This is a genomic window from Bradyrhizobium sp. 521_C7_N1_3, assembly GCF_052075975.1.
GTDB lineage: Bacteria > Pseudomonadota > Alphaproteobacteria > Rhizobiales > Xanthobacteraceae > Bradyrhizobium > Bradyrhizobium japonicum.
Genome location: NZ_CP197232.1, coordinates 3,475,486 through 3,488,222, shown reverse-complemented (window position 1 = coordinate 3,488,222; position 12,737 = coordinate 3,475,486). Strand labels below are relative to the sequence as shown.

The window sequence follows — 12,737 nt, the reverse complement described above, 5'->3', positions numbered from 1 at the left end:
AGGATTGAGCGAGGTGTCGATTATTTAGGCGCGCGGATCTTCCGCGTTAAACCTTCGTTTACGCGGCCTCGACGAAGCGATGACGCTCGTAGAGGAATTCGAGCACGCGGTGGCGGCACTTCAAATAAGTGGAGTTGGTCGCGAGATCGAGCCGCTTGCGGGAGCGTGCGAGCGGCACCTCCAGCACCTCGCCGATGCGCGCGCTCGGCCCGTTCGTCATCATCACGATGCGATCGGATAGCAGCACCGCCTCGTCGACGTCGTGGGTGATCATCAGAATGGTGTTGCCGAGCTTCTGATGCAGCGCCATCACCGAGTCCTGCAGATGCGCGCGGGTCAGCGCGTCGAGCGCGCCGAACGGCTCGTCGAGCAGCAGCACCTTCGGTTCCATCGCCAGCGCCCGGGCGATGCCGACGCGCTGCTTCATGCCGCCGGAGATTTCCGAGGGACGCTTGTCCCTGGCGTGGGCCATCTGCACCAGGTTGAGATTGTGCATGACCCAGGCGTCGCGTTCGGCGCGGGACTTGGTCCTGGCGAAGACCTTGTCGACGCCTAGCTTGACGTTCTCGTAGACGGTCAGCCACGGCAGCAGGCTGTGGTTCTGGAACACCACGGCGCGATCGGGACCCGGCGAGTTGACCTCGCGGTTCTCGAGCAGCACGCCGCCGGTGGTGGCGCCGGTCAGGCCTGCGATGATGTTGAGCAGGGTCGACTTGCCGCAGCCGGAATGGCCGATGATCGAGACGTATTCGCCCTTCTCGATCGTTAGGTTGATGTCTTTCAGCACCTCCGTGGTGGCGGCGCCGCGGGTAAAGACCTTGTCGATATGGTCGAGCTTCAGATAGGCGGTCATGTGCCCTTCTCCCTCAGTTCTGCGCCGTGCCGCGGGTGACGATCTTGCCGAGGCCCGCGATCAGGCGGTCGAGCACGAAGCCGACGATGCCGACATAGAACAGCGCCAGGATGATCTCGCTGATATGCGAGGAATTCCAGGCGTCCCAGATGAAGAAGCCGATGCCGACGCCGCCGATCAGCATTTCGGCTGCGATGATGGCGAGCCAGGACAGGCCGATGCCGATGCGCAGGCCCGTGAAGATGTAGGGCGCCGCCGCCGGGATCATGATCTTGCCGAAGAACTCGAGCGGATTGAGCTGCACCACCGCGGCGACGTTGCGGTAGTCCTGCGGGATGTTGCGGATACCGACCGCGGTGTTGATGATGATCGGCCAGATCGAGGTGATGAAGATGACGAAGATCGCCGACGGCTGGCCGTCGCGGAACGCCGCGAGCGACAGCGGCAGCCAGGCCAGCGGCGGGATGGTGCGCAGCACCTGGAACAGCGGATCGAGCCCGCGCATCGCCCAGACCGACTGCCCGACCAGCACGCCGAGCGCGATGCCGGCGATGGCAGAGAGCGAATAGCCGAGCGCGACGCGCTGGAGACTGGCGGAGAGATGCCAGAACAGGCCCTTGTCGATGCCACCATGATCGAAGAACGGATCGAAGATCAGCTCCTTGGTGTCCTTGAACACCTTTGACGGCGGCGGCAGCGCCGAGCCGGCGCGGCGGCACACCAGCTCCCACACCAGCGTCAGCAGCGCGATCACCACCAGCGGCGGAATCACGCGCACGGCGGTCTCCCTCGCCATACGCGCGTAGGCCTCGCTGCGCGGCGGACGCTTGAGCGTCATCGCGACGACCGGCGCGGCGACACCCGCAGGCGTTGCGGTCTCAACCTCAATCTTCGTGGCAGGCATGTTCATTGAAAATCCCTCTCCGGCTTCAAAGGACGACGCGGCCGCCCGACGGCGGCCGCGGGCTCCATCAGACTTCGACGCGCTTGATCGCGAGCGATTTCAGATAGGCAGCCGGATTTTCGGGATCGAACACCTTGCCGTCGAAGAAGGTCTCCTTGCCGCGCGAGGTCGAGGCCGGGATATCGGCGGCCGCGACGCCAAGCGTCTTGGCCGCATCCTTCCAGAGGTCCTCGCGGTTCACCTTGGCGATCAGCGCCTTGGTGTCGAAGCCGGCCTCGTACTTGCCCCAGCGGATGTCCTCGGTGAGGAACCAGAGGTCGTGGCTCTGGAACGGATAGGAGGCCTGGTCTTTCCAAAACCGCATCTGCTGCGGCGAGTTGTCGACGACGCGGCCGGTGCCGTAGTCGAACTTGCCCTTCATGCGGTCGGTGATGTCCTCGACCGGGCAGTTGATCCACTGCCGCTTGGCGCAGATCACCGCGGCCTCTTCGCGGTTCTCGACCTTCTCCGCCCATTGCTGGGCTTCCATCACCGCCATCAGCAGCGCCTTCGCCGCCTTCGGATATTTGTCGACCCAGGCCGCGCGCATGCCGAACGATTTTTCGGGATGCTTGTCCCAGAGCTCGCCGGTAGTGATCGCGGTGTAGCCGATCTCCTGATGGATGAGCTGCAGGTTCCAGGGCTCGCAGACGCAGAAACAGTCCATAGTGCCAACCTTCATGTTGGCGACCATCTGCGGCGGCGGGACCACGATGGTTTCGATGTCCTTGTCGGGATCGATGCCGCCGGCGGCGAGCCAGTAGCGGATCCAGAGATCATGCGTGCCGCCCGGGAACGTCATCGCGGCCTTCACGGCCTTGCCGCCGGCCTTCTTCTTCTCCAGCGCCGCCTTGAAGGGCGCGGTGTCGATTCCGACCTTGAGGTCGGCATATTCCTTGGCGACCGAGATGCACTGACCGTTCAGGTTCAGGCGCGCCAGAATGTACATCGGCGTCGGCTGGTTGTTCTGCGTCACCTTGCCGGAGGAGATCAGGTACGGCATCGGGGTCAGGATGTGCGCACCGTCGATGCCGTTACCTTCGGAGCCGAGCACGAGGTTGTCGCGCGTGGTGCCCCAGGAGGCCTGCTTCTGCACCTCGACGTCGGGCATGCCGTATTTGGCGAAGATGCCCTTCTCCTTGGCGACGAACAGCGGGGTTGCGTCGGTGAGCGCGATGAAGCCGAGCTTGGCGCCCTTGACCTCGGGGCCTGCGTCCTGCGCGAAGGCGCCGGCGGGGAAATTCAGCTTGGCGGCGGCGAGAAGAGCGGTGGTGCTGCCGGCGGCCTTCAACAATTGACGGCGGCTCAGGCCCGAGGGCTGGCGGGTGCGCTTGGTCATAGGCAGTGTCGTCCTTTGCATCGTTGCAGAATTGATGGCGTCAGTGCGCGCGAGCGGCCCGTCCGTCCGTGACGCCAGAAAGAGGCGCATGCGAACGCATGGCGGGGGAGACCCCCGTCTGGTGGCGTCGGCAAATCGGATGAGAAGTCTCGCGGGACGGCTTCAATGGCGTCGGCTTGAATGATTCAAGCTTCATGCCAAGCCCGTCACTTCAAAAAATGTCGAAAAATGAATGGGTTATTGACGCCGCGCCAGACTGTCGCAGGACTGCTGCGCACGCGGAACTTGCGGATTGCTCATTCCTTGTGCGCCGCACAAATCTTATGCAGTCGCCCAAGCAAAAGGCCGTGCGTCCGCAAAAGCCGGATCAACGCGCGCAGCATCCGATTGATATCGCTCGACTTTTCCATCGCACCCACACGGCACGCAACTTGCTTCTTCACCGATGTCAACGAAGACTGCGGCTTGCCGCATTGTTGCAGCCTCTGGCGGCTGCATCCCGGAAGCTCAACTGCTTCGCGGCCCTCCCGGCTCAGTCCTCGTGACGCGATTCCCAAGGCTTCCAGACATTCCATAGCCCTCGTGCGCGGCAGAGCTGTCCGCACGGCCAATGATGTTCAGCTGCGCTCTCTCGGGCGTGTCGATCTCACTTACGAAGCAAAAGGAACCATTGATGTCGTATCTCGCGCCTTCGGAATTCGTCACCAAGATGGTGGATGCGGGCGAGTCCAAGATCTTCATGTCCACCCGGGATACTGCCATCCGCGCCTTCATGGCCGGCGCCATCCTCGCGCTCGGCGCATGGTTCGCCATCACCATCAACGTGAACACCGGCCAGCCGCTGATCGGCGCGATACTGTTTCCGGTCGGCTTCATCATGCTGTACCTGCTCGGCTTCGATCTGCTCACCGGCGTGTTCGTGCTCTCGCCGCTCGCCCTGATCGACAAGCGTCCCGGCGTCACGCTTGGCGGCGTGCTGCGCAACTGGGGCCTGGTCTTCGTCGGCAATTTCGCCGGCGCCTTCACCGTCGCCTTCATGATGGCCTTCGTGACGACGTTCGGCTTCACGCAAGACCCCGACAAGGTCGGAGCGGCCATCGGAAACATCGGCGAAGGCCGAACGCTCGGCTATGCCGCGCACGGCGCGGCCGGCATGGCGACGCTGTTCATGCGCGGCATGCTGTGCAACTGGATGGTCTCGACCGGTGTCGTCGGCGCCATGATCTCGACCTCGGTCCCCGGCAAGGTCATCGCGATGTGGATGCCCATCATGCTGTTCTTCTACATGGTGTTCGAACATTCCGTCGTGAACATGTTCCTGTTCCCGTCGGGCCTGATGCTCCATGCCAAATTCTCGATCATGGACTATCTGATCTGGAACGAGATCCCGACCGTGCTCGGCAACCTCGTCGGCGGCCTCGCCTTCACCGGCATGACCCTCTACGCCACCCACGTCATGACCAAGCCGAAGCGCCAAGTCGGCAAGGCCGCGCCGACCCGCGTTGCGGCCTGATACGTCTCGACAGAGGAGCCTCACCCGACCAGGGTGGGGCTCCCTTCGCCTGGTGATGACGATGACCCCCGGACTCCTGATCTCTGTCGGCCAGCACTCCGACAAGGGGCGCAAGCCCGTCAATCAGGATTTTCACGGCGTCCTGATTCCGGAAGAGCCGCTCCTCAGCCTGAAGGGCATCGCGGCCGTTCTCGCCGACGGCATCTCCAGCAGCACGGTGAGCCAGATCGCCAGCGAGTCGGCGGTCAAGAGCTTCCTGATGGACTATTACTGCACGTCGGAATCCTGGACGGTGAAGACCTCCGCCCGCCGCGTGCTGGACGCGACCAATTCCTGGCTGCACGCGCAGACGCGCAAGAGCCAATATGCCTATGACCGCGACAAGGGCTATGTCTGCACCCTGACCGCCATGGTCATCAAGGCGACCACCGCGCACATCTTCCACGTCGGCGACTGTCGCGTCTACCGCGTCGCCGGCAGGGCGCTCGAACAGCTGACCGACGATCACCGCATCATCGTGTCGTCGGAGCAGACCTATCTCGGCCGCGCGCTCGGCATCAATCCGCAGCTCGAGATCGACTACCAGACGGTCGAGATCGAGGCCGGTGACACCTTTATCCTGGCAACCGACGGTGCCTACGAATTCGTCGACCAGCGCTTCATCACCAGCGCACTCGGCGAGCACGCAGCCGAGCTCGACGGGGCGGCAAAGGCGATCGTCGAGGAAGCCTACCGGCGCGGCAGCGACGACAACATCACCGTCCAGATCCTGCGCATCGACGCGGTGCCGCAGCGCGAGCCGGCCGGCATCTTCAATCAGACGTCGCAGTTGCCGCTTCCGCCACTGCCGGAGCCGCGAGCGGTCTTCGACGGCTACAGGATCATCAGGGAAATCCACGGCAGCAGCCGCAGTCATATCTATCTCGCCGTCGATGTGGAGACCGAGGCGCCGGTCGCGCTCAAGCTGCCGTCGATCGATTTGCGCGACAACGCCGCCTATCTCAAGCGCTTCCTGATGGAGGAGTGGATCGCGCGCAGGATCGACAGCCCGCACGTGCTGAAGCCGCTGTCACAGTCGAGACGGCGCAGCTACCTCTACGTCGCGACCGAATTCGTCGAGGGGCAGACGTTGAAGCAGTGGATGACCGACAATCCGCGCCCCGATCTCGAAACCGTCCGTGGGCTGGTCGAGCAGATCGCCGCGGGGCTGCGCGCCTTCCACCGCATGGAAATGCTGCATCAGGACCTCAGGCCCGACAACATCCTGATCGACAAGACGGGCACCGCGAAGATCATCGACTTCGGGTCGGTCAGGGTCGCGGGCGTCGCGGAGGCGGCGCCGCAAGACGAGGCCGACGACATCCTGGGAACGGTCCAGTACACGGCGCCGGAGTATTTTCTGGGACAAGGCGGCTCGCCGCGCTCCGACATGTTTTCGCTGGCCGTGATCTGCTACCAGATGCTGACGGGAAAGCTTCCCTATGGCACCCAGATCGCCAGGATCCGGCGCAAGGCGGACGTGCGCAGACTGCAATATCGCCCGGCCGACGACGACCGCAACGTGCCGGCCTGGGTCGACGGCGCGCTGAAGCGCGCGCTCCATCCCGATCCCTACAAGCGGCACGAGGACCTGTCCGAATTCGTCTTCGAGCTTCGCACGCCCAATCCGGCCTATCTCGACACGCGGATCACGCCGCTCCTGGAGCGCAGCCCGCTGATGTTCTGGAAGCTGACCACGGCAGCGCTGGCGTGCGCCGTCGTGGTGCTGCTGGCGCTGCTGCACGGGCGATAGGGCGCAGACGTCCGCTTCTAGTGGCCAAGTGGAAACATTATCGTTCGTCAGAGCATTGCCGCTGGTGACCCATATGCGACATCGGCCAAATAGCCCAAACATCGCGCGATTAGCCGGGTTTAAAGGTTGATTGCGGCTAGACGTTTTTACGCTCGACTATGCCGTCGCGACGGCGTTGAATCGGCTACGCGGGCTCTTTTGTTTCAAGGAGGGAGGACCGAAAAGTGAAGACAACGATCATCGCACTTTGTGCCGCCGCTCTCATCGCCGCCGCACCAGCCGCGCTTGCGCAGGGTGTACCAGGCAAAGCACTTGGTCTGCAGCATAAGATCTCTAAGAGACATCACGCGGGCGTCACCGGCTACGCTCCGCTGCATGAGCCGCAAACAATGGGATCGAAGAAGGGCTATCCGGGAGCTTTCGGTTACGCGCCTAACGAACCCAGTCGTTTGGACAGAAATCTCGAAGCGTCCAGACAAGCTGGTGGTGGCGGCGGCGGTGGCGGAGGGAGTGGCATGTGACCCCACGCGCTGCACGAACCGACGGTATCGGTCCTGCTTGATCGGGACGCTCCGGGGGCGTTAAGGCCGGCTCGGCTCGCGTGTTCTTTATGTTCGCAGTATGTTTTTTGTTGGCCCAACCCGGACATCCAGCGAGGTCCGCTGTTGATCAGCTACCAGAAGCACAGCGGACGTCGCACGCGCCCTGACCACCGAGCGGCCGAATGTGCGCTCCAGCGGGGAGCTTTCACGCCGGCTCCTCGGCCTTCACCCCCAACGGCTTCGGCGCCATGCCGCCGCCTGGCTTGAGGTGGAATTCGTAGGTCATCAGATGCCACTGCCCGCTTGCCTTGGAGCCGTCGGGCATCGCGGGATCGTTGCGCGGCTCGACCTTGGCGACGAGGTCGTCCTTGACCCCGAACACCACGTCGGAATCGAGATATTTGTCGCCGTCCATGAAGACGTGGGTGATCAGCGGCTCATAGCCTTTCGCATTGACCAGGAAGTGCACATGCGCGGGCCGCATCGGATGGCGCTTGGTCTGCATGATCATCTCGCCGACCGGCCCATCGGTCGGGATCGGATAGCTGCACGGCAAAATGGTGCGGAAGAAGAAGCGGCCGTCGCTGTCGGTGATGAAGCGCGCCCGCGCCGAGGCACCGACCTCGTCGTAGTTCGGTTTCTGTGAATCGTAGAAGCCGTCATCGTCGGCATGCCAGACGTCGACGGGAACGCCCGCAAGCGGCTTGCCCTTGAGGTCGGTAACGCGGCTCTGCACGAACATCCGCTCGCCGGTCTGATTGTTCGGTGAGATGTCGGTGCCGTGGGCCGTGACCTTGTGCTCGCCGACATAGAACGGGCCGAGCACCGTGGTCTGGGTGGCGCCCTCGCGATCCCTGTGGTTGACCGCGTCGACCAGCATGGAGACCCCGAGCACGTCGGACAGCAGGATGAATTCCTGCCTTGTGTCGGTGCATTTGTGGCCGGTGCGGGTCAGGAAATCGATGGCGTATTCCCATTCCGGGAAGGTGAGACCGGTCTTGCTCACGTAATCGTGCAACGACTTCACCAATTCCTGGAGCAGGAATTTTACCCGCGCATCAGGCGTATTGTCGAAGCTCTTGACGACGGCTTCGGTGAGTTCGGTCTCGTTGAACTGGGTCATGGTGCGTTTGCCCTGAGTTTTCTCGTTGGCCCGGACGGGCTCCTTGGAGGCGTTCCAGAGTGCAGCCTACACCAGTCGGCGGGGCCGCGTTAAGCGCAACCGGCTTGGAATGGGGCCGGCATTTCGCTATCAACTTTCCGACAAAACGCCCGGAGGAACTGATGCTCGCCCCTACCCCCGCCTCGCCCGAATCCGTCGGCATGTCCAAGGCTGCGCTCGACCGCGTCGATGCGCATCTGAAGAGCCGCTACATCGATGCCGGCCGCTTTCCGGGCACGCACCTGCTGGTCTACCGCCGCGGCAAGGTCGCCCACAGCTCGGTGCAGGGCTTTGCCGACGTCGAGCGCAAGGCGCCGGTCAAGGACGACACCATCTACCGCATCTATTCCATGACCAAGCCGCTCACCAGCGTCGCCTTCATGATGCTGGTCGAGCAAGGCCTCGTCGCGATCGACGAGCCCGTCGCCAAATACATTCCGGAATGGAAGGATCTCGGCGTGTTCGTCGCCGGCACCGCGCCGGCCTTCCTGACCCGGCCGCCGTCCCGGCCAATGCTGATCGTCGACCTGCTGCGGCACACCGCCGGCCTCACCTACGGCTTCCAGCAGCGTTCCAACGTCGATGCCGCCTATCGCTCCGAGAAGATCGGCGAGGTCGAGAAGTCAGGCACGCTGCAGAGCATGATCGAGGCGCTGGCAAAAATTCCGCTGGAATTCTCGCCGGGCGACTCCTGGAATTATTCGGTGGCGACCGACGTGCTCGGCTATCTCGTCGGAAAGATCTCCGGGATTCCCTTCGAGCAGTTCCTTAAAACGCGCATCCTCGATCCGCTCGGCATGACCGACACCGATTTTCACGTGCCGGCCGCTAAGGCGCATCGCTTCGCGGCCTGCTATTCAGCCGATCCGGGTGGCGGCATGACCTTCCATGCCGGCCAACGCCGCGAGGGCCTGACGCTCCAGGACGATCCGACCAAGAGCTCGTTCCTGTCGCCGCCCTCGTTCATCTCGGGCGGCGGCGGGCTATGCTCGACGGTCGCCGACTATCTCACCTTCTGCCGCGCGCTGCTCAATGGCGGCGAACTGGGTGGCGTCCGCCTGCTCGGGCCGAAGACGCTGGCGCTGATGACGAGCAACCACATTCCGGGCGGACGCGCGCTGCCGGAAGTGTCGCGTTCGCTGTTCTCCGAAGCCACCTATAACGGCATCGGCTTCGGCCTCGGCTTCGCCGTGACCATGCGCCCGGCGGAGACGCTGATCGCCGGCAGCCCGGGCGAATATAATTGGGGCGGCGCGGCCACGACCTCGTTCTGGATCGACCCGGCCGAAGAGCTGATCACCATCTTCATGACGCAGGTGCTGCCGTCGAGCGCCTATCCGCTCCGGCGCGAACTGCGCAGCATGGTCTATGCCGCGATCACCGAGAGCAATCTGTAACGCAAATGAAGGGACCCCGCGGCCACCGGGCCGCGGGTCAGCTCACTTCAACATCTCCGGCACGATCAGGCGCGGCAGGAACAGCGACACGCTGGGCCAGATGATGACGGCTGCCAGCACGAGCAGCATCGGCACCAGCATGATCACCGTATCCTTCAGGGCGTAGCGCAGCCGCACGCCAGCGATCGAACAGGCGATCATCAGGCACAGTCCGTAAGGCGGCGTCACCAACCCGAAAGCCAGTGAGACGATCGAGATGATCGCAAACTGGACCGGATGCAGATCGACGGACCTGGCCAGCGGCTCGAGCACGGTGCCGACAATGACGATCGCCGGGATGGCATCGAGAAAGCAGCCGACGACCAGAAAGCAGAAGGCGATGAAGAAACCCGCTGTGACCGTGCCCATGCCCCAGGTCGAGACATTGGCCAAAAGCTCCTGCGGAATCTTGTAGTAGGCCAGCAACCAGCCGAATGCGCTCGCAGTCCCCACGCAGAACAGCGCAACGCCGGCAAGGCGTCCGGTGTCGAGCAGCGCCTTGTACAGTTCGCGCCAACCGGTCTCGCGATAGAAGAACGCCGACAACGCCACGGAATAGAGCACCGCAACGCAGGCGGATTCGGTCGCGGTGAACCATCCAAGCAGGATGCCGCCGACGATGATGAACGGCGTTATCAGCGCCGGTATCGACCGCCAGATCGCGCAGCGCATGTCCCGCCAGCTATCCTTCGGATAGGTCGGATAGCCCCGTCGCACGGCGTAGACATGCACGGTCGCCATCTGGGCGCCGGCAATCAGGAGGCCCGGGATGATGCCGGCCAGATACATCGCGGCGATCGACGTCGAGATCAGTCCGCCCCACACGATCATCAGGATCGACGGCGGGATGATGACGGCGAGCACCGCGGACACCGCGGTGATGGCGATGGAGAACGAGAGATCGTAGCCTTCCTTGGTCTGGGCATCGATGAAGATCTTCGACTGGCTCGCCGCATCGGCGGTCGAGGAGCCGGAGATGCCCGCGAAGAACACCGAGAGCACAACGTTGATCTGCGCCAGCGATCCCGGCCAGTGTCCGACCATCGAACGCGACAGCGCGACCAGCCGATCGGTGATGCCGCCGATGCTCATCAGATTGGCGGTGAGCAGGAAGAACGGCACTGCCAAGAGGATGAATGAATTGTAGGCGTTGAAGGTTTCCTGCGCGAGCATCATCATCGAGAGGTGAGGCTCGATCAAAAGAATCGGCACGCAGGCAAGGCCAAGTGCGAAGGCAACCGGCACGCGGACGACCAGCAGGCCAACGAAAACCCCGAACAGGACGATCGCCGCCTGTCCGGCGGACAGAACATTCCCGCTCATGGCTTCACCCCGACCAGAATCCGCGCTTCGTCGAGAATCTGCTCGCCCGCAAACACGATCCACGTTACGCCGGCCACCGGCCAGGCGACGTGGATCAGCCAGAGCGGCAGATCAGCCAGCTCCGACGTCCTGTTCCAGGCGAACCGCGTGAATTCGAGACCGGCCCACACAAATACAAATGCAAGCGCCAGCACGCCGAAACGGGCGAGGATTCGCACCAGAGCCTCCGACCGCCGTGACAGATCGGGCCAGACGTCAACCTCGAAATGCTGGGCCTCCCGGATGCCGACCATGGCGCCGATCATGATGGTCCAGACGAACAGGAAGCGCGCCATCTCCTCCGTCCAGATGTAGGAGGGAATGAGCGGGGTGTAGCGCGATATGATCTGCAGCGTCACCGGGATGACCAGAATGCCGACACAGGCCGCGAGCAGGATTTCGAGCAATTTCGCATAGGCCGCCGTTGCTCGGCGCCATAGCGACGGGTTCGCCGCAACAGGTATTTCGGTCATTGGAGCTCCGCGGTGGCAATCATCACCAAAGGGGCAAGCCGCAAGGCTTGCCCCGATATTGCGTCGGTAGACATGGAGAGGTCAGGCGACGTTGATCTTCTCGAAAATGCCTTCCGCGCCGATTTCCTTGGCGTAGGTGGCCATCACGGGGTCGGCGAGTTTCTTCATGGCGTCCCGCTCCTCGAACGGAACGCGCTTGAGCTTGCCGGCCTTCTCAAGCGTGTCGAGCTTGATCACCTCTTCGCTCGACTCCAGTTGACGGCCATAGTCGCCGGCTTCCTTGCCGGCCTTCATGATCGCGTCCTGCAAATCCTTCGGCAATGTCTTCAGCGTCTTCACCGAGAAGCAGATCGGCCGTATCGAGACGGCGTGCTGGGTCAAATTGAGATGCGGAGCCACTTCGTAGAACTTCATCGCCTCGACACCGGCGGCTTCGTTTTCGCCGGCCGATATCACACCGTTCTGGATCGCGTTGTAGATTTCGTTATAGGCGATCACCGTCGGGCTCATGCCGACCGCCGCAAAGGTCTTCGACCAGATCGGCGCGCCCTGCACGCGAACCTTGAGGCCCTTGAGATCGGCGAGATTCTTGAGCGGCTTGTTGGCGAAGATATTGCGGATGCCACCGCCGGAATAACCGATCAGGACGACCTCGGCTTTCGCCGCGACTTCGTCGGCGATCGGCGCCAGGATATTGGCTTCGACGACCTTGTTCATGTGATCGATGCCCTTGAACACGAAGGGCGCATCGATGAAGGGAGCCGCCTTGGCGAAGGTCGACATGTGAGCCGGCGAGACGATGCCGTAATCGACCGCTTTGCCCTGCGACATATACTCGAAATACTGCTTCTCGAGGCCGAGCGAGGAGTTCTTGTGCAGGGTGAAGTTGACGGGCTTGCCATAGTACTTCTTCACCAGCTCCTCGAACCGGATCAATGCCCGGTTGAAGGCGTGGTCGTCGTTGAACTGGACCGCGCCGTTCAGCGTGATCGGCGCTTGCGCCCTGAGGATCGACGGCATGCCAATCGTGGCCGCCGCAGTGGTCGCACCGATACCAGCGAGAAATGATCTGCGCTTCATCGTCTCCCCTCCCTGTGATGCTCCGCCCCTGTAACCGGGCCGTGAGCGCAGCCGGTACGCGGCCGGCATTCGGGGAGGGTATGAAAAACTGCGGCGGGACGGAAGCCAATTCGCGTGCCCTGGAGGTACTCTTCGTCGCAGGGCCATTTCTGCGCGACCTGTTGCACTGCAACTCGCGCGCCCCTGCCGGCGCGCGGCAGGCCGTATGGGCGGCCTGCCACTCTCGCAGGAGACGGAAGACG

Annotated in this window: 11 protein-coding genes; 4 read left to right on the top strand and 7 right to left on the bottom strand. The window is 63.1% G+C overall.

What is annotated here, in order from left to right; all coding sequences use genetic code 11:
- Window positions 1-58: 58 nt before the first annotated feature.
- From AB7008_RS16220 to AB7008_RS16210, 3 genes are all read right to left on the bottom strand, one after another.
- A complete protein-coding gene (locus AB7008_RS16220; protein WP_441259069.1) occupies window positions 59-853 on the bottom strand; it encodes an ABC transporter ATP-binding protein in 795 nt (264 codons plus the stop codon).
- Window positions 854-866: 13 nt separating this feature from the next.
- Window positions 867-1,763 carry a nitrate ABC transporter permease gene (ntrB, locus tag AB7008_RS16215; RefSeq protein ID WP_028157046.1) on the bottom strand — a complete coding sequence of 299 codons (897 nt, stop codon included), beginning with the start codon at window positions 1,761-1,763 and terminating at the stop codon, window positions 867-869.
- A 61-nt stretch (window positions 1,764-1,824) separates the two neighbouring features.
- The gene (locus AB7008_RS16210; RefSeq protein ID WP_039151511.1) at window positions 1,825-3,135 is read right to left on the bottom strand and encodes a CmpA/NrtA family ABC transporter substrate-binding protein; all 1,311 of its coding nucleotides are present in this window, start codon (window positions 3,133-3,135) and stop codon (window positions 1,825-1,827) included.
- 673 nt (window positions 3,136-3,808) lie between these two features.
- Here AB7008_RS16210 and AB7008_RS16205 point away from each other — a divergent pair.
- The 3 genes from AB7008_RS16205 to AB7008_RS16195 all read left to right on the top strand — a co-directional run bounded on the left by AB7008_RS16205 (window position 3,809) and on the right by AB7008_RS16195 (window position 6,961).
- Window positions 3,809-4,648: a formate/nitrite transporter family protein gene (locus AB7008_RS16205; RefSeq protein ID WP_441259068.1), complete on the top strand. Its 840-nt coding sequence runs from the start codon at window positions 3,809-3,811 to the stop codon at window positions 4,646-4,648.
- A gap of 55 nt (window positions 4,649-4,703) precedes the next feature.
- Window positions 4,704-6,440 carry a protein kinase domain-containing protein gene (locus AB7008_RS16200; protein ID WP_441261210.1) on the top strand — a complete coding sequence of 579 codons (1,737 nt, stop codon included), beginning with the start codon at window positions 4,704-4,706 and terminating at the stop codon, window positions 6,438-6,440.
- 224 nt (window positions 6,441-6,664) lie between these two features.
- Window positions 6,665-6,961 (top strand): hypothetical protein, encoded by a 297-nt coding sequence (locus tag AB7008_RS16195; RefSeq protein ID WP_441259067.1) that lies wholly within the window; start codon window positions 6,665-6,667, stop codon window positions 6,959-6,961.
- 226 nt (window positions 6,962-7,187) lie between these two features.
- On the opposite strand, the gene AB7008_RS16190 is transcribed toward AB7008_RS16195, so the two are convergent.
- Entirely contained in the window at window positions 7,188-8,105 is a 918-nt protein-coding gene (locus tag AB7008_RS16190; protein ID WP_441259066.1) for an intradiol ring-cleavage dioxygenase, read from the bottom strand.
- A gap of 161 nt (window positions 8,106-8,266) precedes the next feature.
- Between AB7008_RS16190 and AB7008_RS16185 the strand changes: the two genes are divergently transcribed.
- Window positions 8,267-9,541: a serine hydrolase domain-containing protein gene (locus AB7008_RS16185; RefSeq protein WP_304493276.1), complete on the top strand. Its 1,275-nt coding sequence runs from the start codon at window positions 8,267-8,269 to the stop codon at window positions 9,539-9,541.
- Between the two features lie 42 nt (window positions 9,542-9,583).
- On the opposite strand, the gene AB7008_RS16180 is transcribed toward AB7008_RS16185, so the two are convergent.
- The 3 genes from AB7008_RS16180 to AB7008_RS16170 all read right to left on the bottom strand — a co-directional run bounded on the left by AB7008_RS16180 (window position 9,584) and on the right by AB7008_RS16170 (window position 12,495).
- On the bottom strand, window positions 9,584-10,903 hold the full coding sequence (locus tag AB7008_RS16180) for a TRAP transporter large permease (protein ID WP_248881931.1): 1,320 nt from the start codon (window positions 10,901-10,903) through the stop codon (window positions 9,584-9,586).
- Window positions 10,900-11,415, bottom strand: coding sequence for a TRAP transporter small permease (locus tag AB7008_RS16175; RefSeq protein WP_028157039.1), 516 nt, complete (start codon window positions 11,413-11,415; stop codon window positions 10,900-10,902). Before AB7008_RS16175 ends, AB7008_RS16180 begins: the two co-directional genes overlap by 4 nt.
- A gap of 81 nt (window positions 11,416-11,496) precedes the next feature.
- Window positions 11,497-12,495 carry a TRAP transporter substrate-binding protein gene (locus tag AB7008_RS16170; RefSeq protein WP_028157038.1) on the bottom strand — a complete coding sequence of 333 codons (999 nt, stop codon included), beginning with the start codon at window positions 12,493-12,495 and terminating at the stop codon, window positions 11,497-11,499.
- Window positions 12,496-12,737: the final 242 nt, after the last annotated feature.